This window comes from Pseudomonas sp. Z18(2022) (genome assembly GCF_036346535.1).
In the GTDB taxonomy this organism is placed as follows: Bacteria; Pseudomonadota; Gammaproteobacteria; order Pseudomonadales; family Pseudomonadaceae; genus Aquipseudomonas; species Aquipseudomonas yamanorum_A.
In genome coordinates, this window is sequence record NZ_JAOTOA010000013.1 from 25,653 (window position 1) to 45,956 (window position 20,304).

A 20,304-nucleotide genomic window follows, 5' to 3' on the forward strand; every position below is an offset into this window, starting at 1 on the left:
TGCTCCGGTGCTTGTGGCTCGTTGTTACTGGTCTTTTTAGGCCCTTATTAACCCCGAGTTGTCTCCCCACTGCTCGGGGTTTCTTTTTGCCCGCGATTTGTCAGGGGAGAGGGGCATCCTGGAAAAACGTCGGGTTGTCTTTCAGGTACTGCTCACGCATGACCGGGTCGAGCCAGGAGGCGTAGGACTGTCGCAGTTGCTCCTGTGGTATCTCGTGCAGCACATGATTGATCCGCTCGATGGCCTTGCGGCCCGCTGCGTTGTCGGTGCACGCAATGCGGGTCAGTTGATAGGGCGCGGTGCCTTTGATGGGGTAGAAGATCAGGTCCTGGGGATCAATGCCCTGTTGCAGCGCCTGATAGCGAACTTCTGTCCCGTAACCCAGCACCGCTTCCAGTCGTCCCTTGCGTTGCATTTGCAGCAGGCTGCCGAGGGCGTCATTGCCGTAGTGCGGTGCCAGCTTGTGAGTGCTGGCGTGCTTCAGCGCTTCATCGATGATGGGGCCATAGCTGCGTTCGGCGATGATGCCAAGGCGGGCATCCCGGGCATTCAAAAACGCCTCCAGGTCAAACAGGCCATCCACTACAAACGGCGCCAGCAGAGCCCGCTGACTCTGGCGGATCGTTACCCCATTGCTCGCTGACGCAAAGGCCTGGGTGGAAAAAACGATGGTTTTCGCGCGCTCTGCCGTCCACAGCAGGGACGGGTCGCACGTCAGCGTGCCGGGGTCGCGGAGCATTTGCATGCCCCGCGCACGGTTCACGTGGAGAATCTGGTGCTTATATTCCGGCATATGGTCGGCGAGTATCGGCAGCAGTTGGTCGAGCACGCCCTGGCCTTTTTGCGGGCCTTCGAAAATCGTCACCGGCGGCAGGTCACGCAACAGCCAGATCAGGGTTTCCTGGGCCTGGCTCGACAGCGGCCACCCCCCGAGCAGCGAGCCCAGGAGGCAGAGTCGAATGATGAAGCGCCGGGCCATCAGATTGCGCCATCCTCGCGCAGGCGCGTAATGGCCGCAGCGTCGTAGCCCAATTCATTGAGCACCACGGCGTTGTGCTCGCCCAACTGCGGCCCGACCCATTCACAGCTGCCCGGGGTGTCTGAAAGTTTGGGCACGATGCCCGGCATCTTGAAGTCCTTGCCGCCGGGGAGCTGCGCCTTGAGGAACATCTCGCGGGCGAGAAACTGCGGGTCGCCCAGCATGTCTTCAGCACTGTAGATGCGGCTGGCGGGTACTTCGGCCTTGTTCAGTTGCTCGACCACTTGCTCCAGCGGCAGCGAATTGACCCAGCGATCAATCACCCCGTACAACTCATCGCGACGGCTGTCGCGGCCATCGTTGCTGGCCAGGGCCGGGTCATTGGCCAGGTCCTCCCGGCCAATGGCCGACATGAACCGCTTGAAGATCGCGTCACCATTGGCGCCGATCTGTACATGCTTGCCGTCCTGGCTGGTGTGGATCGAGGAGGGCGTAATGCCCGGCATGATGTTGCCGGTGCGCTCGCGGATAAAGCCGAAGACGTCGAACTCCGGGATCATGCTCTCCATCATCGCGAAGATCGCTTCATAAAGCGCCACATCCACCACCTGCCCCACGCCACCGTTGACCTCGCGATGCCGCAGGGCCATCAGCGCCCCAATCACCGCCCACAACGCCGCGATTGAATCGCCGATGGAGATCCCGGTGCGCACCGGCGGGCGATCCTCAAAGCCTGTGATATAGCGCAGGCCGCCCATGGACTCACCCACCGCGCCAAACCCGGGTTGATCCTTCATCGGCCCGGTCTGACCGAAGCCCGAGAGGCGCACCATCACCAGTTTCGGGTTCAGGGCGTGCAAGGTTTCCCAGCTCAGGCCGAGCTTTTCCAGCACGCCAGGGCGAAAATTCTCGATCAGGATGTCGGCATCCGCCAGCAACTGCTTGAGGATCGCCAGGCCGTCCGGGTGTTTCAGGTTCAGGGTCAGGGATTTCTTGTTGCGCGCCTGCACAAACCACCACAACGAAGTACCTTCATACAGCTTGCGCCACTTGCGCAACGGGTCGCCGCCGTCGGGGGATTCGACCTTGATCACCTCGGCGCCGAACTCGGCGCAGATGCGGGACGCGAACGGGCCGGCAATCAGGGTGCCGAGTTCGATGACTTTCAGGCCGGCAAGCGGTTTGGCGGTAAACGACATGAGGATCCTTCAAGCGCGGTACGGGGATGTGATGCCTTTTAACATAGGCGAGTGGCGCAGTGATAAGGATGATGCAGCGCAGGATTCGTTGAATCACCTCGCCATCGGTTAGACTTGCCGCCTTTCCCTGTCTCTAGAAGTCCGTTCATGGCCCAGCCGTCCACGACCTACAAGTTTGAACTCAACCTCACCGACCTCGATCGTTCGGTGTACGAGAGCGTCAAGCAGACCATTGCCCGCCATCCTTCGGAAACCGAAGAGCGCATGACCGTGCGTTTGCTGGCCTACGCCCTTTTCTACAACGAGCAGTTGTCTTTTGGTCGTGGCCTGTCAGATGTAGACGAGCCGGCATTGTGGGAAAAAAGCCTGGATGATCGCGTCCTGCACTGGATCGAAGTCGGCCAGCCGGATGCCGACCGCCTGACCTGGTGTTCGCGCCGTACCGAACGCACCACGTTGCTGGCCTACGGCAGCTTGCGCGTCTGGGAAGGCAAAGTGGTGCCGGTGGCGAAAAACCTGAAAAACGTGAGCATCGCCGCCGTCCCCCAGGAAATCCTGGAAGTCCTGGCCAAGGACATGCCACGGGTGATCAAGTGGGACGTGATGATCAGCGAGGGCACTATCTTCGTGACCGACGACCGTGGCCAGCACGAAGTCCAGCTGGAATGGCTGGTCGGCGAGCGCGACTGAAACGTCGATAACTGATTGGACGCTGGTCGAGTGTGGGAGCTGTCGAGCTTTAGCGAGGCTGCGATGCAGGCGCTGCGGTCTGACAGGTACACCGAGGTGACCCTATCGCAGCCTCGCCGGGGCTCGACAGCTCCCACAAGGGACCACCGCTGTTTTCAGCATTAATTTTCAACGCTGTATTAAAGAGAAGCTTCCGTCACCCCATGCGTATCGATCCTCGCCCGTTGCCCGCCGTCCTGCCATTCCTCGGTGAATTGCCACCGTTGTTGACCCGTCTCTACGCCGCACGCGGGGTGCAATCGGAAGCCGAGCTGGATAAAAGCCTGGCGCGGCTGATCCCGTATCAGCAGCTCAAGGGTATCGATGCCGCCGTGGACCTGCTGGTGACGGCCTTGGAGCAGCGCCAGCGGATCCTGATCGTGGGTGACTTCGACGCCGACGGCGCCACCGCGAGCACCGTGGGCACCCTGGGCCTGCGCTTGCTGGGTGCCGCGCATGTCGACTACCTGGTGCCCAACCGCTTCGAATACGGCTACGGCCTGACCCCGGAAATCGTCGCCGTGGCCCTGCAGCGCCAGCCACAGCTGCTGATCACCGTGGACAACGGCATCTCCAGCGTCGAAGGCGTGGCGGCGGCGAAAGCGGCGGGGCTCAAGGTGCTGGTCACCGACCACCACTTGCCGGGCGATGAATTGCCGGCGGCCGACGCCATCGTCAACCCGAACCAGCCGGGCTGTGAATTTCCCAGCAAGGTCCTGGCCGGTGTCGGCGTGATCTTCTACGTACTGATGGCCCTGCGCGCGCGTTTGCGCAGCCTGGGCTGGTACGAGAACAAGCCGCAGCCGAACATCGGCGAACTGCTGGATCTGGTTGCCCTGGGCAGCGTGGCCGACGTGGTCCCGCTGGACGCCAACAACCGCATCCTCGTCTACCAGGGCCTGGAACGCATTCGCGCCGGTCGCGCACGGCCCGGGATCAAGGCGATCCTCGAAGTGGCCAAGCGCGATCACGCCCGCATCACCTCTACCGACCTCGGGTTTATCCTCGGCCCACGCCTGAACGCTGCCGGTCGCCTGGATGACATGAGCCTGGGCATCGAATGCCTGCTCACCACGGATTTCGCCGCTGCCCGGGAAATGGCCGCGCAACTGGATGGCATGAACCAGGACCGTAAATCCATCGAGCAAGGCATGCAGCGCGAGGCCCTGGCCCAGCTCAAGGACTTGCCGGTGGAGTCGATGCCGTATGGCTTGTGCCTGTTCGACCCGGAATGGCACCAGGGCGTCATCGGCATCCTCGCCTCGCGGATGAAAGAGCGCTACTTCCGCCCGACCATCGCCTTTGCCGATGCCGGCGACGGCTTGCTCAAGGGCTCCGGGCGTTCTGTGCCGGGCTTCCATATCCGTGACGCGCTGGCCGTGGTGGCCAGCCAGCATCCGACACTGATCGCCAAGTACGGCGGTCACGCCATGGCGGCAGGTCTTACGTTGCCCGAGGCCAATTTCCCGCTGTTCGCCGAAGCCTTTGACGCCGAAGTGCGCCGGCAACTGCGTGAAGAAGACCTGACGGGCCGGCTGCTGTCCGACGGCACCCTGGCGGTTGAAGAATTTCACCTGGAACTGGCCCGCGCCCTGCGCAACGCCGGGCCGTGGGGCCAGCATTTCCCCGAGCCGTTGTTCCACGGGGTGTTCCAGTTGGTGGAGCAGCGGGTGGTCGGCGAGCGTCACCTGAAAGTGGTGCTCAAGAGTGAATGCGGTTCGGTGAAACTGGATGGCATCGCGTTTGGTATCGACCGTGAAATCTGGCCCAACCCCACCATTCGCTGGGTGGAACTGGCCTACAAGCTCGACGTGAACGAGTTCCGTGGCCAGGAAACCGTGCAATTGATGATTGCCCACATCGAGCCGCGCTGAACCCTGTGCAATCCTCTGTTGTCGACTAGTCTCTAAGCACTGTGTGATCGGTCTTGTGACCTTGTCTTATTTCAGCCCGCCGGGGACGGGTTTTTCGTCGACCGTTCAAACAGAACCCTGGAGCCTGCCCACTGCATAAAAGAGGTGCCCCATGAGTCTGCTGCTTGAACCCTATACCCTGCGCCAACTGACCCTGCTCAACCGCATCGCCGTGTCGCCGATGTGCCAGTATTCCAGCGTCAATGGCCTGGCCAATGACTGGCACCTGGTGCACCTCGGCAGCCGTGCCGTCGGCGGCGCCGGGCTGATCTTCACCGAAGCCACCGCCGTGACCGCCGATGGCCGCATCACCGCCCAAGACCTTGGGCTGTGGAACGACGAACAGATCGAACCCCTGCAACGCATCACCCGTTTTATCAACGCCCAGGGCGCGGTGGCGGGCATCCAACTGGCCCACGCCGGGCGCAAGGCCAGTACGCACCGGCCGTGGATCGGCAAGCACGGCAGCGTCAAGCCGGAAGACGGCGGCTGGGTGCCGGTGGGTCCATCGCCCATTGCCTTCGACCCGCAGCACACCTCACCCAAGCAACTGGACGAAGGGCAGATCCAGCAAGTGATCGCTGACTTTGTCGCGGCCGCCAAGCGAGCGCTGACCGCCGGTTTTAAAGTGGCGGAAATCCATGCGGCCCATGGCTACCTGTTGCATCAGTTTCTCTCGCCCCTGAGCAACCAACGCCAAGACCAGTACGGCGGCTCGTTCGAAAACCGTATCCGCCTGGTGCTGCAAGTGACCACGGCGGTGCGTGAAGCCTGGCCGCAGGAGCTGCCGCTGTTTGTGCGGGTGTCGGCCACCGATTGGGTCGAAGACGGCTGGAACCCGGATGAAACCGTGGAACTGGCGCGTCGCCTGAAAGATCTGGGCGTGGACCTCATCGACGTCTCTTCCGGTGGCACCGCCGCCAATGCGGAAATTCCTACCGGCCCCGGTTACCAGACCCGCTTCGCCGAGCGTGTGCGCAAAGAGTCAGGGATCGCCACCGGCACCGTGGGCATGATTACCGAGCCGGCTCAGGCCGAGCACATCCTGCGCACCTGCCAGGCCGATATCATTTTCCTCGCCCGTGAACTGTTGCGTGATCCTTACTGGCCACTGCATGCCGACGATGACCTCGGTGGGCGCAAGGCGATCTGGCCGGCGCAATACCAGCGGGCGACCCACAGGGACCAGCCGATTCATGAGTCGGATCTGCGGGATTGATCTGTACGGCAATCGTGGTAAACATGAAAACCCGCCGTTGATCCGGCGGGTTTTTTATTGGCCTCACACCGGAGAAACCTATGTTGCACCTGATCTGCGGCAAAATCGCATCCGGCAAATCGACCCTGACCCAGCAATTGTCCCAGGGACCCCAGGCGGTATTGATCAGCGAGGATGAGTGGCTGGCTCGGCTCTATCCCGGGCAGATCCAGGCCCTTGGCGACTATGTGCGCTGCACTGGCCTCCTGCGTGATGCGTTGACGGCGCATATCATTTCCTTGCTCAAAGCCGGTGTTTCGGTGGTGCTGGATTTTCCCGCCAACACCTTGGCCAGTCGCCGCTGGATGCGCTCCTTGTTCGAAGGCGCAGGCGTTGACCACCAATTGCATTACCTGGATGTGCCGGACGCGGTCTGCAAGGCACGTCTGCGTGCGCGCAATGCCGCCGGCACCCACGCATTTGAAACCAGTGACGCCCAGTTTGACCTGATCACCGGCTATTTCGAAGCGCCCCGTGTAGAAGAGGGGTTCAGCGTCATTCGCCATGAGGCGTCGCAAAATAATGTGGGATAAGGCTGTAGGTCATTGCCCTGTAAGCAGTTTTTTAAGTGATTACTCTAAAAAACTCTCACGCCCGGCAAGATAGTTTCTACGCTTACAGTAAGTCTGATTTCTGGCCCAGGAAGTCAGTCTGTGGGGCCGTCGCTGGCATCGCACATCGCGGGACAAGGTTATGGGCAACCAGGAGCAGTTGACTGACACGAGGAGACAGTCCATGGCCAAGTCTTATGGTGTAGCGGGGGTTTTATCGTCCTTTCTGGCCCGAAGGCTGTCGTTGCGAGGCAGGCGCTTGAGTTCGGACGAGGAGCAATTGCTGGAGCAGTACCGCGCCCTCACCGAGAGTGATCAGGTGGCGATGCGGTACTTGATTGGGGCGATGAAAAGTATTTCGCGGTTCTGAGCACGCCGAAGGGGCATTCCCACGCACGCGTGGGAACGTTCGCTATCAGATGTACTTACGCTTGTCTGGCGCGGGTGGGAAGTACTGGTACAGCCAGGTTTCACTCAAGGTGCGGTCCTGGGTGCGGATGAACAGTCGCAGTTCAACCGGCTCGACACTGTCGCTGGTGGGGTACCAGTCAAACAGAATCCGATAGCCCTTGATGGCATCCAGCACCAACACACTGAAGTCTTTGACCTCACCATGGGAGCAGGTCACCACCGGTTCGATCCCGGTGCCTTCAGGCAACCGATCCAGCCCGCCGCCGTTGAAGTCCACGGCAAAACGCCGCGCCCACACCTCGGGGTAATGCTCGCCCGGTGCCCAGCCTTCGGTAAAGCCGCCCATGCCTGAACGGGTCGCGTTGACCTGTGCCAGCGGCGTGCTGACCGGCGGCAGGGCGCTCCAGTAGAGCTTGTAGCCGTAGTTCAGGGACTCGCCGGCCGCCACGGGCTTTTTCGGGGTCCAGAAGGCCACGATGTTGTCCAGGGTCTCGCCGGTTGTAGGAATTTCCAGCAGGTCGATCGAGCCTTCGCCCCACGCAGTTGTCGGTTCTACCCACAGGCTTGGACGCTTGCTGTACCAGTCCACGGTGTCCTGGTAGCTGGCGAACTCATGGTCGGTCTGCACCAGGCCGAAGCCTTTCGGGTCGGTGTCGGCAAAGGCGTTGAATTGCAGGGTGGCCGGGTTGTTCAGCGGGCGGCAGATCCACTCGCCATTGCCGCGCCACATGGCCAGGCGATCCGAGTCGTGGATTTGCGGGTGGATGGTGTCGCACATCCGCCGCTCAACGGTGCCGCAACTGAACATACTGGTCATCGGGGCGATGCCCAACTGTTCGATAGCGGTACGCGCATTGATATGGGCGTCGATAGCCATCACTACCTGGTTGGCCTGGCAGTCGATATCGAAGCGGTAGGCACCGGTGGCGCTCGGCGAGTCCAGCAGGGCGTAGACCACGAAACGGGTGCTGTCCTTGTCCGGGGTTTCGAACCAGAACTTGGTGAAGTCCGGGAACTCCTCGCGCTTTTTCGCGTAGGTGTCGATGGCCAGGCCGCGTGCGGAAAGGCCGTACTGGCCGGTGGAATCCACCGCCCGGAAGTAGCTGGCGCCGAGGAAGGACAGCACGTCGTGACGGTCCAGTTCCGGGGCCTTGAACAGCTTGAAGCCGGAGAAACCCAGGTCGCCGGTCAGCTGCTTGGTGTCCACCGTGGTTTTTTCATAGTTGAACAGCGAAGGGCGAAAGTGCACCTCGCGGGCCTGGCGGGTTTTCGGGTCGACGCTGTACATGCGCACCGGCGTCTTGAAACCCATGCCGACGTGGAAGAATTGCACGTCCAGTTGGCCGTTCAACTCTTTCCACAGGGAATGCTTGCCGTCGTAGCCGATGGCATTGAAATTCTGCGGGGTCATGGTCGCCAGGGTCGGCGGCAGCACCTGCTTGGTGTCCTGGTAGCGATTGCTGGCCAGTTGCTTGGCCTGGATCTTCAGGGCTTCGAAATCGAAAGCCTGAGCCTCGCCATCGGCAGCGCGATTGCCCGCCCAGGCTTGAGCGGCCAGCAGGCCACTGGCCGACAGACCGGTGTAAGCCGCAATGGCCATGGACGCTTTGAGCAAATTCCTACGGTGCATAAATACAACCTGTCGTGAACAATCCCGCGCCGTTCCTGGCACGTGCTGGATCAAGAAAAACGGTTCGGACATGCCTTCGGCCAAACGCAACGGACATTAAACAGATGCCAAATAGCTTAAGCGGTTCGGTGCGGAAGGAAAAATGATTGATGGCGGGTTGATGGCGTTGCATATGAAACAAGACGTTTCCATGGACTGAACCTGGACTAAATGTAGGAGCTGGCTTGCCAGCGATGGCGCTCGCACTGACAGCACAAGGGGTGAGGGCCTCATCGCTGGCAAGCCAGCTCCTACAGGGATGGGTGTTTCAGCCCACTTCACCTACCGCCCGATATGCCTCATCAATCGCCGCATGGGCATACGCACTCCACGCCGCATCCGAGTTGGCGATGCTCACATGCCCCACCGGCTTGCGCGCCAGGTTCTTCAGTTTTTCGCTTTCATCGGCATCGTCAAACAAGCTGTTGGAGAAGGTCGCATAACCGTGTGACCAACGGTTGACAGTGATCGCCAGAATGTCGGTCTGGTGGTTGAAACCGCCCGGGCCGAGCATGCGTTGCAGTTGATCTCGCAACTGCGCTTCCAGTTGTTCAAACGTCTGCCCGTACAGCTTGCCCCGCCCGGCGCGGGCCTGGTCGCGGCCGTTCATGCCGCTGTTGGGGCTGGTGGGCACGTACACCATGTGCAAACCGATCGGCTGCGTCGGGTCACGCGGGTGCTCGTAACCGCCCATGCTCACCGGGTAGTCGAGCTTGATCCGGCTGTAGGGCTGGGTGGCCGCGTAGATCTCATGCACCCCCAGCTTCTGGAACGACGTCCAGTTGCGCACCACCACTTTGGTATAAACCAGCGGGTACTTCACGTTCTGGCTCAGGGCCTGGGCCTGTGGCGCCGGCAGGTCCCGCAGCAGGTACGGGACCATCATGTTGTAGCAGGCCAGGATGCAGCGCTTGCCACGCACCTGTGCGAGTTGGCCGCCACGGCTGTAGCCGATGTGCACGCCGTCACCGACGTTACGCACACTCACCGCCGTGCTGTTAAGGCGTACCCGCACCGGTGTCTTGGGTTGATCGAGCTTGGCGTAGTCAAACGGTGCCAGCACGATGTCGTCCATGGTGTGTCCGGGCGCCACGGCCGGAATCAGGCTGCGCACCAGCAAGCGTGCCAGCGAGGCGTTGCCGTCGGGGAAGTGGTAGATGTAAGGCTCTTCCATTTCCGCTGCAGCTTCTTCGCTGATGGGCGCGAGATTCATCCCGCCAAAACCCGGGAAACCCACGCTGTAGGCATCGGCCGACGCCACGGCATCGATGCTCAAGGCCATGAAGTCGTTGGTGCGACTCTGGAAGTACTTCACCGCACCTTCCGACAATCCCACGTCCTTGAGCAGGAAATCGCGGTAGCTGGTGGCGGCGAGATATTCTTCCTTTTCCTCGGCGGATTTGCCCGGCAGGTAATCCTTGGGCGCGACGTGCAGGGCGATCAGCGCCTGGCGGTCGGCCTGCGGCAACGGGAAGTCATTGATGAAGTCGCTGATGGAGCGCGCGTGCAGTTGGTCCGGGGCGATGTCGTCGGCGACCATCGGTGTCGGGTCGCCGGTGACCAGTTTGTCTTCGCCGAAGTTTTCCTTGTCGAAGAACACCCCGCGGGACAAACCCAGGCCCGGGTAGAACTGGCGGTCGAACGCGGTCTCGAAGCGCTTGATGTTTACCCCGAGTTTCTTCAACAGTCCGTTTACTTCTTTGCTGTAAAGATGATTCGGCGACTGAAACGCTTCGCTGCCGCCGTAACCGATGATCATCCGGCCACCGGCCTGGAATTCATTGCGCTTGGCGTGGCCACCGAAGTCGTCGTGGTTTTCCAGGATCAGGATCTTCGCCTTCGGGTGCTTCTCACGGTAGAACCACGCCGCCGACAAACCGCTCAAGCCACCGCCGACCACCACCAGGTCGTAGTCTTCGGTAATGGGCAGTTTATCGGTGTCGAAGGCCTTCTTTTCCCAGCCCATCTGGTGGGCGATTTCGAATGAGCCGACATGGCTGCCGCGCAAGCCGGTGAGGGCGGGCGGGTAGTAGCGGCCATCGGGAGCGGCCTGGAGGAGTTGCAGGGGCGTCATGCCGGCGGCAATGGTGATGGCGACGCCGTTGAGGAAGTCGCGGCGGGTGATATCCATGGGAACCTGCGAATTATTTATTGTTATGAGGAGATCCCCTGTGGGGGCGGGCCGTTGTGGCGAGGGAGCTTGCTCCCGCTGGGCTGCGTAGCGGCCCCAAAAATCCTGGGAGCGCTGCGCACTCCAGCGGGAGCAAGCTCCCTCGCCACAGTGAGCTCGCTTCGACAGGGGTTATGGGTCAGTGCTTGAACATCACATGGCGAACGGTGGTGTAGTCCTCCAGGCCATACATGGACATGTCCTTGCCATAGCCAGACAGTTTCTGACCGCCGTGAGGCATTTCGCTGACCAGCATGAAGTGGGTATTCACCCAGGTGCAGCCGTATTGCAGGCGGGCAGCCAGGCGGTGGGCGCGGCCGACATCGGCGGTCCACACCGATGAGGCCAGGCCGTAGTCCGAATCATTGGCCCAGCCCAATACCTGGGCCTCGTCATTAAACTTCGTCACCGAAACCACTGGCCCGAACACCTCGCGGCGCACGATTTCATCGTCCTGCTGCGCATCGGCCAATACCGTCGGCTCAAAGAAGAACCCGTTGCCTTCCACCGCCTTGCCGCCGGTGATCAGGCGGATGTGGGATTGCGCCACGGCACGCTCCACAAAGCCGGCGACACGGTCGCGATGCTGCGCGGTGATCAGCGGGCCCAACTCGGTGGCCGGGTCATCCTGCAAACCGTACTTGATGCTGGCGACGGCCGCGCCGAGCTTTTCGACGAAGGCATCGTAGATATCGGCCTGTGCATAAATCCGGCAGGCCGCGGTGCAATCCTGGCCGGCGTTGTAGAAACCAAAGGTACGAATGCCCTCAACCGCCGCGTCGATATCGGCGTCGTTGAAGATGATCACTGGTGCCTTGCCGCCCAGTTCCATGTGCATGCGTTTGACGCTGTCGGCGGTGCTGGAAATGATATTGGCACCGGTGGCAATCGAACCCGTCAGCGACACCATGCGCACTTTCGGATGATTCACCAGCGGGCTGCCCACGGTCGGCCCACGGCCAAACACCAGGTTGAGTACACCGGCCGGGAAAATTTCAGCGGCCAGTTCCACCAGACGCAACGCGGTCAGCGGGGTTTGTTCCGACGGCTTGAGCACCACGGTATTCCCGGCGGCCAGGGCCGGGGCGATTTTCCAGGCGACCATCATCAGCGGGTAGTTCCACGGCGCGATGGAGGCAATCACGCCCACCGGGTCGCGGCGGATCATCGAGGTGTGGCCCGGCAGGTATTCACCGCCGGCCGAACCGCTCATGCAGCGGCTGGCGCCGGCGAAGAAGCGGAACACGTCGGCGACCGCCGGGATCTCGTCGTTCAGCGCGGCGCTGTAGGGCTTGCCGCAGTTGTCCGACTCCAGCTTGGCCAGTTCTTCGCCATGGGCTTCGATGGCGTCGGCGAGTTTGAGCAGCAGCAGCGAGCGGTCTTTGGGCGGGGTCTGGGACCAGCCTTCAAAGGCGCTGTCGGCGGCGCGCACGGCTGCGTCGACCTGGGCTTCGCTGGCTTCCTTGATCTCTACCAGCACCCGGCCCAGTGCCGGGTTGAACACCGGCTGCGCCGGGCCTTCGCCTTCGACCAGTTGGCCGTTGATCAGCAGTTTGGTTTGCATGGTTCAGTCCTCTTAAAGCTGCATCGTTTCCCCTGCCGAAACCAGCGTCACTTGTAGGAGCCGGCTTGCCGGCGATGGCGGTGTGTCAGGTGATACCGCCATCGCTGGCAAGCCAGCTCCTACAGTGGATCCGGTTTCGTCAGTGGCAATTATTTACCGCCACTACCGGCCACGCTTTCGCCGCCGCGGGTCAGGTAATAGGCACCCAGGATCGGGAACATCGTCACGATCATCACCAGCATCGCCACCACGTTGGTAACCGGCACATCCCGTGGCCGGCTCAACTGGTTGAGCAGCCATAGCGGCAAGGTGCGCTCGTGGCCGGCGGTGAAGGTGGTGACGATGATTTCGTCGAACGACAGTGCGAACGCCAGCATGCCGCCGGCCAGCAATGCCGAGCCGAGGTTGGGCATGATGATGTAGCGGAAGGTCTGCCAGCCGTCGGCACCGAGGTCCATCGAGGCTTCGATCAGGCTGTGGGAAGTGCGGCGCAAACGGGCGATCACGTTGTTGTAGACGATCACCACGCAGAAGGTCGCGTGGCCGACGATGATGGTGAACATCCCTGGTTCAATGCCCAGCGTCTTGAAGGTCGCGAGCAAGGCGATACCGGTGATGATCCCAGGCAGCGCAATCGGCAGGATCAGCATCAGCGAGATGCCCTGCTTGCCGAAGAACTCTCGGCGATACAACGCCGCCGAGGCCAGGGTGCCGAGCACCATCGCAATCAGCGTGGCAATGGCCGCGATTTGCAGCGACAGCTTGATCGCTTCCAGCACGTCCGGCCGCGAGAAGGCCACGCTGAACCACTTCAGGGTGAAGCCCTGGGGCGGAAAGCTGAACGCCGCTTCTTCGGTGTTGAAGGCGTAGAGGAAGATGATCAGGATCGGGAAGTGCAGGAAAACCAACCCACCCCAGGCCGCGATCTTGAGACTCCATGAAGCTTTTTCAGAGTGCATCGAAGGCCCCCAGACGTTTGACGATGGACAGGTAAACCGCGATCAGCACGATCGGCACCAGGGTGAACGCCGCAGCCATGGGCATGTTGCCGATGGCACCTTGCTGGGCGTACACCATGCCGCCGACGAAGTAGCCTGGCGGGCCCACCAGTTGCGGCACGATGAAGTCCCCCAGGGTCAGCGAGAACGTGAAGATCGAACCCGCCGCAATCCCTGGCACCGACAGCGGCAGAATCACCTGCATGAAGGTCTGGCGCGGCTTGGCGCCCAAGTCTGCCGAGGCTTGCAGCAACGACGGCGGCAAACGCTCCAGCGAGGCCTGGATCGGCAGAATCATGAACGGCAGCCAGATGTACACAAACACCATGAACCGCCCCAGGTGCGAGGTGCTCAAGGTGCTGCCGCCCACGCCGGGAATGCCCATGATGAATTGCAGCGCCGGCTCCAGGCCCAGGTGCTGCACGAACCACTGCGCCACGCCGCCCTTGGCCAGCAGCAGGGTCCAGGCGTAGGCCTTGACGATGTAGCTGGCCCACATCGGCATCATCACCGCGATGTAGAAAAACGCCTTGGTCTTGCCCGTGGTGTAGCGCGCCATGTAGTAGGCGATGGGGAACGCGACGATGGCGCTGGCGATGGACACCACGACCGCCATGCTCAAGGTGCGCACGATGATGTCGAAGTTCGACGGCTGGAACAGCGCGGCGAAGTTGGCCAGGGTCAGGTCCGGCGTCACCGCCATGGTGAAGTCGTCAAATGTGTAGAAGCCTTGCCACAGCAGGGTCAGCAACGAACCCAGGTAGATCGCGCCGAACCAGATCAGCGGCGGCACCAGCAGCAGCGACAGGTACAGGTTGGGCTTCTTGTACAGCAGGTTGGAAAACCTGCGCATCGGGGGTTGGGACAGGGCCAGGCTCATGTCACACCTCGCCTGCGATGTCGGTCAGCGGCGTCATGGCTTCCCGCGCCCAGCGTGCCGTGATGGACTGGCCGACCTGATGCCCGGCGGTGGTGTCCAGCCATTGATTGTTGGCCTGGCTGATGTTCAGGGCCTGGCCGTTTTCCAGTTTCAGTTCATAGCGCGTGGCGCTGCCCTGGTACTGGATGTCATGCAGCAGGCCGCTGACTTCCACTTCGCCAGTGCCCAGCGGGCCTTCGGCGAAACGCACGTGTTCCGGGCGGATCGAGAACGGCTGCGGGTTACCGCTCAAGCGTTGCGCCAGTTCACCGCGAATCACGTTGGAGGTGCCGACGAATTCCGCGACGAAGGTGGTGGCGGGCTTCATGTACAGGTTGCGCGGGGTGTCGACCTGTTCGATGCGGCCCTTGTTGAACACCGCCACGCGGTCGGACATCGACAGCGCTTCGGTCTGGTCGTGGGTCACGAAGATGAAGGTGATGCCGAGCTGGCGTTGCAGCTTCTTCAGCTCGCTTTGCATCTGTTCCCGCAGTTTCAGGTCGAGTGCGCCAAGGGGCTCGTCGAGCAGCAAAACGCGAGGGCGATTGACCAGTGCGCGGGCCAGGGCCACACGTTGACGCTGGCCGCCGGAGAGTTGCACCGGCTTGCGGTCGCCGTAGCCGCCGAGGGCCACCATGCCCAAGGCCTCTTCGGCGCGGTTGAGGCGTTCGGTCTTGGCCACGCCTTTGACTTTCAGGCCATAGGCCACGTTGTCCCGCACGTTCATGTGGGGGAACAGCGCGTAGTCCTGGAACACAGTGTTCACGTCGCGCTGATACGGCGGCAGGCCGGCGGCTTCCTCGCCGTGAATCCGGATGGAACCGGCACTCGGTTGTTCGAAACCGGCTATCAGGCGCAGGCACGTGGTTTTGCCCGAGCCGGAAGGGCCGAGCATGGAGAAGAACTCGCCGTCCTGGATATCGATGGAAACCCGGTCAACGGCTTTCACTTCGCCGAACTGACGGGAAACGTGGGTGAATTGGACTGCAAGCGTCATGGTGCGGTGCTCCAAAAAGGCGCGTTTTGGATAAAAATCAAATCCGAGGCGGTGCGCAAATTCGCAGCCTCGTTTCACTCGACAGCTCCTACATTCGGCGTAGGCGCTGTCGAGCGCAGGCGATGTTTTATTGAGGTCGCGTAGCAGCTGCCGAGGTACGAGGCTGCGTTGGGCCGCGAAGCGGCCCCAAGGGCTTAGCGGCCGCCCATGATCGCGATGTAATCCTGGGTCCAGCGGCTGTACGGCACGAACTTGCCGCCCTCAGCCTGCGGGGTTTTCCAGAAGGCGATCTTCTCGAACTGGTCGAAACCGTTGGTCTTGCAACCCTCGGCGCCGAGCAATTCGCTTTCCTTGCACGCGGCAGGCACCGCCGGCAACGAACCGAACCACGAGGCCACGTCACCCTGGACCTTCGGCTGCAGCGACCAATCCATCCATTTGTAGGCGCAGTTCGGGTGCTTGGCGTCGGTGTGCAACATGGTGGTGTCCGCCCAGCCGGTGGCGCCTTCCTTCGGAATGGTCGAGGCGATCGGCTGTTTTTCGTTCACCAGGCCGTTGACCTGATACGGCCACGCACTGGAGGCCACCACGCCTTCGTTCTTGAAGTCACTCATTTGCACGGTGGTGTCGTGCCAGTAGCGGTGGATCAACGGCTGCTGGGCGCGCAACAGGTCGAGCACGGCCTTGTACTGGGTTTCGGTCAGCTCGTACGGGCTCTGGATGCCCAGTTCCGGCTTGGTGGCCTTGAGGTACAGCGCCGCGTCGGCGATGTAGATCGGGCCGTCATAGGCCTGCACGCGGCCTTTGTTCGGCTTGCCGTCCGGCAGGTTCTGCGCGTCGAACACCACGTTCCAGCTGGTGGGCGCGGTCTTGAACACGTTGGTGTTGTACATCAACACGTTCGGGCCCCACTGGTACGGCGTGCCGTACGTCTGCTGGCCCACCACGTACCACGGCGCATCCTTGAGGCGCGGGTCGATGTTCTTCCAGTTGGGGATCAGCGAGGTGTTGATCGGCTGTACGCGCTTGCCGCCGATCAGCCGCAGCGAGGCATCGCCCGACGCGGTGACCAGGTCGTAGCCGCCCTTGGCCATCAAGCTCACCATCTCGTCGGAGGTGGCGGCGGTCTTGACGTTGACCTTGCAGCCGGTCTCTTTCTCGAAACCGGTGACCCAGTCGTAGTTCTTGTCGCTTTCGCCACGTTCGATATAGCCGGGCCAGGCGACGATATCCAACTGGCCTTCACCGGCACCCACCGCCTTGAGCGGTTCGGCGGCCTGGATGCTGACACTGGCCAGCAGCGCGGTGGTCAGGGCACTGAGCAGTGCGGTCTTGTGCGCAGACATGGGGGTTCCCTCTTCTTTAATTATGGTCGGGGCAGTTTTTGCAGCAGGTGGTGCATGAGCGTAGTTGTTGTTTTAAAGATGCTGGCCGTGGCGCGCCATGATGTGCCGCACCACGCTGTAGTCCTGTAGCGAATCGCTGGACAGATCTTTCCCATACCCCGAGCGCTTCAAGCCGCCGTGGGGCATTTCGCTGACCAGCATGAAATGGCTGTTGATCCAGGTGCAGCCGTATTGCAGGCGCGATGCAACCTGCATGGCCTTGTCCAGGTTCTGGGTCCAGACGGAAGAGGCCAGGCCATATTCCGAGTCGTTGGCCCAGTCCACAGCCTGTTCCAGTTCATCGAAGCGGGTCACGGTGACCACCGGGCCGAACACTTCGCGCTGCACGATTTCATCATTCTGTTTACAACCGGCCAGCAACGTTGGCTGGTAGAAGAACCCGGCGCCGGAATGCACGGCGGCACCGGTGATGCGTTCGATATGCGGCTGGCCGAGGGCACGCTCGACAAAACTGGCCACGCGGTCGCGCTGGCGCGTACTGATCAGCGGGCCGAGTTCGTTGTCGGCATCACGCTTGCCGGCAAACCGCAGGCTGCTGACGGCGGCGCCGAGGTCGGCCACCAATTTGTCGTGGATGCCGGCCTGGGCGTAGATGCGGCACGCGGCGGTGCAGTCCTGGCCGGCGTTGTAATAACCGTAGGCGCGCACGCCTTCGACCACGGCTTGCAGGTCGGCGTCGTTGCACACGATCACCGGGGCCTTGCCGCCCAGTTCCAGGTGGGTGCGCTTAAGTGTCTTGGAGGCGGCCTGGAGGATTTTCTGCCCGGTGACGATATCGCCGGTCAACGAGACCATGCGCACTTTCGGGTGGCTGACCAAATGGCTGCCGACGCCTTCGCCGCCGCCACACAGAATGTTGATCACCCCGCGCGGCAACAGTTGGCTCAGCGCGGGGGCCAGGGCCAGGATCGACAGCGGCGTGTGTTCCGACGGCTTGAACACCAGGGTATTGCCGGCGGCCAGGGCCGGGGCGATTTTCCAGGCGGCCATCATCAGCGGGTAATTCCATGGCGCGATCGAGGCGACCACGCCAATCGGATCGCGGCGCACCATGCTGGTGTAGCCCGGCAGGTATTCACCGCTCAGTTGCCCGGTCTGGCAGCGCACGGCGCCGGCGAAGAAACGGAACACATCGACGGTGGCGCTCAAGTCGTCCTGGCGCGCCAGGTGCAACGGCTTGCCGCAGTTCAGCGACTCCAGGCGGGCGAGGTAGTCGGCTTGTTTTTCGATGGCATCGGCGATGCCCAGGAGAATGTTCGAACGCTGCTGGGGCGTGGTCCGTGACCAGCCGGCAAAGGCGCGGTGGGCGGCCAGGATCGCGGCTTCAACCTGTTCGGTGCTGGCTTCGGCGATGTGGGTGAGGATTTCACCGGTGGCCGGGTTGATGATCGGCTCGACAAAACCTTCGCCTGCGACCAGTTCGCCGTCGATCAGCAACGCAGTGAGCAGCGGTGTGGGCGCGCCAGACATTTTTCGCGATCTCTTTTCTTGTGTGGTCATGGCTGTTCTCGTACGAGGCGCCTGACCTTCTCTTATGGGATGAGCAGAGACTAGAGGTCAGGCGCGAGGTCAACAAATACTAAATACTGAAAGCAGCATTCGATTAAATAGATGGCTTGCGTGGGTGGGGCTGTTCGCGCGCCACCGTCAGGAACGGGTCCACCAGCGCCGGGCGTGCCGTGCCCCGGCGCCAGGCCAGGCCCACGTCGAGGGTCTGGCTGAGATCGGCGATCGGCCGGGCCTCGATGATGTCGCCTTCCAGCGACCAGGGACGGTAGGTCATGTCCGGCTGGATCGACACGCCCAGGCCCGCGGCGACCAGGCTTCGCACGGCTTCCGTCGAGGCTGTGCGCAATGTGACGCGAGGTTGCAGGCCGGCGCCGGTCCACATGCGCTGGGCGTTGTGGCCCATTTCGTCGACGTTCAACTGAATCAGTGGCTCGCGGGCTACATCGGCGAGGTTGATGCTGTCGTGTTCCAGCAGCGGGTGCTGGGCCGGTAGCCACAGGCGATGGGGTGAGTGGGTCAGCACTTCGGTCTGCAGGGCGTGGCGGTCTTCGAGATTGGAGAGGATCAGCACGCCGACGTCGATTTCGCCGCTGACCAGCAAGTGTTCGATGTAGGGGCGTTCGTCTTCCATCACGCGAATTTCGACATTGGGGTAGGCGCGCTGGAAGCGGGTGAGCAGATCGGCCAGGTAATAGCCGGCCACCAGGCTGGTCACGCCGATGATCAGCTGCCCGGCTACCTGGTCGGTGCTCTGTTGCAGGCTGCGCTTGGCGTTGTCGACGGTGGCCAGGATCAGGTGCGCCTGGCGCAGGAACTGGTGGCCCTGGTGGGTCAGGGTCATGCCTTTGGCGTGGCGGTTGAACAGGTTGACGCCGATTTCCTGCTCCAGTTGCTGGATCGCCAGGGTCAGGGTGGATTGGGAGATGAAGGCGGTCTGGGCGGCGGCGGAGATCGAGCCGGTCTCGGCCACGGCGATGAAATGACGGATTTGACGCAAGGTCATCATGCTGGAATTACCAGTGGGGTGTTTTTATAGATTTGTTCGAGTGTATATCGTTTTAATTGAGGGGTAGGGGCGTTACATCTGGAAGCACTCTAGATCGGGGGTTTTTGGCACTTAGTTTTACGCTGGGGGCCTATTGGTCCTATGAACCTGCGTTTCTGGAGGCTGTTAATGAATACTCGTGGATTGCTTGATCAACTGCTCAAATCTGGCCAGGACATGTTGCAGAACAAGGCTGGCGGGCAGCGGAAAGGTGAGGATAAAGGGTCCCTTGGCGGCCTGCTCGGCAGCGGTGGGTTGGGCAGCTTGCTCGGTGGTGCGGGCGGGGGCGCCTTGGCAGCCGGCGCTATGGGGCTTTTGTTGGGGAACAAGAAAGCTCGCAAGTTTGGTGGCAAGGCGCTGACGTACGGCGGATTGGCCGCGCTGGGTGTGATTGCCTACAAGGCTTACGGCAATTGGCAGGCGCAGCAGGCCAGTGCGCCCCGGGGTGAGCCGCAGACGATTGATCGCTTGCCGGCCGCTCAGGTTGAGCTGCATAGCCAGGCGATTCTCAAGGCGTTGGTGGCGGCGGCCAAGGCGGATGGGCACGTGGATGAGCGTGAGCGTGAGTTGATCGAAGGGGAGTTTGTGAAGCTGGATAATGATCAGGAGTTGCAGCATTGGTTGCATGCCGAGCTGAATAAGCCGCTGGATCCGGCTGATGTTGCCCGGGCGGCCAGTACGCCGGAGATGGCGGCTGAGATGTATATCGCCAGTGTGATGTTGGTGGATGAGGAGAACTTCATGGAGAAGGCTTATCTCGATGAGTTGGCGCGGCAGCTTAAGTTGGAGCCGGGGTTGAAGGTTGAGCTTGAGAAGCAGGTTCGGCAGGTGGTGGCTGGTTGATTGATTGATTGATTGATTGATTGATTGAGTACATATCCGTTGCTGCGGTAACGGCTACTTAGGGTTCCGCTCTTACAGCGGGTCACTTTTGGCAAACGCCCCAAAAGTAACCAAAAGGTCTTTGCCCCACCACTCGGTGCCTCG

17 protein-coding genes are annotated in these 20,304 nt (G+C 61.7%); 6 read left to right on the forward strand and 11 right to left on the reverse strand.

Annotated features, from left to right (window positions below; genetic code table 11):
* Positions 1 to 100: 100 nt before the first annotated feature.
* Together V3W39_RS22645 and V3W39_RS22650 are read right to left on the reverse strand one after the other, a co-directional pair.
* Positions 101 to 979, reverse strand: a complete 879-nt coding sequence (locus V3W39_RS22645; RefSeq protein WP_177046952.1) for a TIGR02285 family protein — start codon at positions 977 to 979, stop codon at positions 101 to 103.
* Complete coding sequence (locus V3W39_RS22650) at positions 979 to 2,178, reverse strand: CaiB/BaiF CoA transferase family protein (RefSeq protein ID WP_177121214.1); 1,200 nt, start codon at positions 2,176 to 2,178, stop codon at positions 979 to 981. The genes V3W39_RS22645 and V3W39_RS22650 overlap by 1 nt, the downstream gene beginning before the upstream one ends.
* 147 nt (positions 2,179 to 2,325) lie before the next feature.
* Here V3W39_RS22650 and V3W39_RS22655 point away from each other — a divergent pair, with 147 nt between their 5' ends.
* The 5 genes from V3W39_RS22655 (at position 2,326) to V3W39_RS22675 (ending at position 6,999) form a co-directional block, all read left to right on the forward strand.
* On the forward strand, positions 2,326 to 2,868 hold the full coding sequence (locus tag V3W39_RS22655; RefSeq protein ID WP_177046948.1) for a YaeQ family protein: 543 nt from the start codon (positions 2,326 to 2,328) through the stop codon (positions 2,866 to 2,868).
* A 203-nt stretch (positions 2,869 to 3,071) separates the two neighbouring features.
* Positions 3,072 to 4,781, forward strand: a complete 1,710-nt coding sequence (recJ, locus tag V3W39_RS22660; RefSeq protein WP_330213369.1) for a single-stranded-DNA-specific exonuclease RecJ — start codon at positions 3,072 to 3,074, stop codon at positions 4,779 to 4,781.
* A 151-nt stretch (positions 4,782 to 4,932) separates the two neighbouring features.
* On the forward strand, positions 4,933 to 6,039 hold the full coding sequence (locus V3W39_RS22665) for an NADH:flavin oxidoreductase/NADH oxidase (RefSeq protein ID WP_330213370.1): 1,107 nt from the start codon (positions 4,933 to 4,935) through the stop codon (positions 6,037 to 6,039).
* Positions 6,040 to 6,119: 80 nt separating this feature from the next.
* Entirely contained in the window at positions 6,120 to 6,611 is a 492-nt protein-coding gene (locus V3W39_RS22670) for an AAA family ATPase (RefSeq protein WP_330213371.1), read from the forward strand.
* A 202-nt stretch (positions 6,612 to 6,813) separates the two neighbouring features.
* A complete protein-coding gene (locus tag V3W39_RS22675; protein WP_177046940.1) occupies positions 6,814 to 6,999 on the forward strand; it encodes a hypothetical protein in 186 nt (61 codons plus the stop codon).
* Between the two features lie 45 nt (positions 7,000 to 7,044).
* Here V3W39_RS22675 and V3W39_RS22680 read toward each other — a convergent pair whose 3' ends face one another.
* The 9 genes from V3W39_RS22680 to V3W39_RS22720 form a co-directional block, all read right to left on the reverse strand.
* Positions 7,045 to 8,670 carry a glucan biosynthesis protein D gene (locus V3W39_RS22680; RefSeq protein WP_177046938.1) on the reverse strand — a complete coding sequence of 542 codons (1,626 nt, stop codon included), beginning with the start codon at positions 8,668 to 8,670 and terminating at the stop codon, positions 7,045 to 7,047.
* A gap of 307 nt (positions 8,671 to 8,977) precedes the next feature.
* Complete coding sequence (locus V3W39_RS22685; RefSeq protein WP_330213372.1) at positions 8,978 to 10,840, reverse strand: NAD(P)-binding protein; 1,863 nt, start codon at positions 10,838 to 10,840, stop codon at positions 8,978 to 8,980.
* A 178-nt stretch (positions 10,841 to 11,018) separates the two neighbouring features.
* Complete coding sequence (locus V3W39_RS22690) at positions 11,019 to 12,443, reverse strand: gamma-aminobutyraldehyde dehydrogenase (protein ID WP_177077449.1); 1,425 nt, start codon at positions 12,441 to 12,443, stop codon at positions 11,019 to 11,021.
* A gap of 149 nt (positions 12,444 to 12,592) precedes the next feature.
* Positions 12,593 to 13,402 (reverse strand): ABC transporter permease, encoded by an 810-nt coding sequence (locus tag V3W39_RS22695; RefSeq protein WP_063032954.1) that lies wholly within the window; start codon positions 13,400 to 13,402, stop codon positions 12,593 to 12,595.
* Positions 13,392 to 14,321, reverse strand: coding sequence for an ABC transporter permease (locus tag V3W39_RS22700; protein WP_003209552.1), 930 nt, complete (start codon positions 14,319 to 14,321; stop codon positions 13,392 to 13,394). The genes V3W39_RS22695 and V3W39_RS22700 overlap by 11 nt, the downstream gene beginning before the upstream one ends.
* A gap of 1 nt (position 14,322) precedes the next feature.
* Positions 14,323 to 15,357, reverse strand: a complete 1,035-nt coding sequence (locus V3W39_RS22705) for an ABC transporter ATP-binding protein (RefSeq protein ID WP_177046932.1) — start codon at positions 15,355 to 15,357, stop codon at positions 14,323 to 14,325.
* A gap of 194 nt (positions 15,358 to 15,551) precedes the next feature.
* Positions 15,552 to 16,703 (reverse strand): putative ABC transporter substrate-binding protein YdcS, encoded by a 1,152-nt coding sequence (gene ydcS, locus V3W39_RS22710; RefSeq protein WP_177046930.1) that lies wholly within the window; start codon positions 16,701 to 16,703, stop codon positions 15,552 to 15,554.
* A gap of 72 nt (positions 16,704 to 16,775) precedes the next feature.
* Positions 16,776 to 18,233 carry a gamma-aminobutyraldehyde dehydrogenase gene (locus V3W39_RS22715; protein ID WP_177046928.1) on the reverse strand — a complete coding sequence of 486 codons (1,458 nt, stop codon included), beginning with the start codon at positions 18,231 to 18,233 and terminating at the stop codon, positions 16,776 to 16,778.
* A gap of 133 nt (positions 18,234 to 18,366) precedes the next feature.
* Positions 18,367 to 19,278 (reverse strand): LysR family transcriptional regulator, encoded by a 912-nt coding sequence (locus tag V3W39_RS22720; RefSeq protein ID WP_003209548.1) that lies wholly within the window; start codon positions 19,276 to 19,278, stop codon positions 18,367 to 18,369.
* Positions 19,279 to 19,446: 168 nt separating this feature from the next.
* On the opposite strand from V3W39_RS22720, the gene V3W39_RS22725 reads away from it, so the two are divergent.
* Positions 19,447 to 20,160: a tellurite resistance TerB family protein gene (locus V3W39_RS22725; RefSeq protein ID WP_330213373.1), complete on the forward strand. Its 714-nt coding sequence runs from the start codon at positions 19,447 to 19,449 to the stop codon at positions 20,158 to 20,160.
* Positions 20,161 to 20,304 lie beyond the last annotated feature (144 nt).

Bases quoted from the DNA above. Each gene is read 5' to 3' on its own strand.
- V3W39_RS22670 (WP_330213371.1), top strand. From the start codon at position 6,120: ATGTTGCACCTGATCTGCGGCAAAATCGCATCCGGCAAATCGACCCTG.
- recJ (WP_330213369.1), top strand. From the start codon at position 3,072: ATGCGTATCGATCCTCGCCCGTTGCCCGCCGTCCTGCCATTCCTCGGT.
- V3W39_RS22665 (WP_330213370.1), top strand. From the start codon at position 4,933: ATGAGTCTGCTGCTTGAACCCTATACCCTGCGCCAACTGACCCTGCTC.
- V3W39_RS22720 (WP_003209548.1), bottom strand. From the start codon at position 19,278: ATGATGACCTTGCGTCAAATCCGTCATTTCATCGCCGTGGCCGAGACC.
- V3W39_RS22695 (WP_063032954.1), bottom strand. From the start codon at position 13,402: ATGCACTCTGAAAAAGCTTCATGGAGTCTCAAGATCGCGGCCTGGGGT.
- V3W39_RS22690 (WP_177077449.1), bottom strand. From the start codon at position 12,443: ATGCAAACCAAACTGCTGATCAACGGCCAACTGGTCGAAGGCGAAGGC.
- V3W39_RS22655 (WP_177046948.1), top strand. From the start codon at position 2,326: ATGGCCCAGCCGTCCACGACCTACAAGTTTGAACTCAACCTCACCGAC.
- V3W39_RS22675 (WP_177046940.1), top strand. From the start codon at position 6,814: ATGGCCAAGTCTTATGGTGTAGCGGGGGTTTTATCGTCCTTTCTGGCC.
- V3W39_RS22700 (WP_003209552.1), bottom strand. From the start codon at position 14,321: ATGAGCCTGGCCCTGTCCCAACCCCCGATGCGCAGGTTTTCCAACCTG.
- V3W39_RS22645 (WP_177046952.1), bottom strand. From the start codon at position 979: ATGGCCCGGCGCTTCATCATTCGACTCTGCCTCCTGGGCTCGCTGCTC.
- V3W39_RS22725 (WP_330213373.1), top strand. From the start codon at position 19,447: ATGAATACTCGTGGATTGCTTGATCAACTGCTCAAATCTGGCCAGGAC.
- V3W39_RS22680 (WP_177046938.1), bottom strand. From the start codon at position 8,670: ATGCACCGTAGGAATTTGCTCAAAGCGTCCATGGCCATTGCGGCTTAC.
- V3W39_RS22650 (WP_177121214.1), bottom strand. From the start codon at position 2,178: ATGTCGTTTACCGCCAAACCGCTTGCCGGCCTGAAAGTCATCGAACTC.
- V3W39_RS22715 (WP_177046928.1), bottom strand. From the start codon at position 18,233: ATGTCTGGCGCGCCCACACCGCTGCTCACTGCGTTGCTGATCGACGGC.
- ydcS (WP_177046930.1), bottom strand. From the start codon at position 16,703: ATGTCTGCGCACAAGACCGCACTGCTCAGTGCCCTGACCACCGCGCTG.
- V3W39_RS22685 (WP_330213372.1), bottom strand. From the start codon at position 10,840: ATGGATATCACCCGCCGCGACTTCCTCAACGGCGTCGCCATCACCATT.
- V3W39_RS22705 (WP_177046932.1), bottom strand. From the start codon at position 15,357: ATGACGCTTGCAGTCCAATTCACCCACGTTTCCCGTCAGTTCGGCGAA.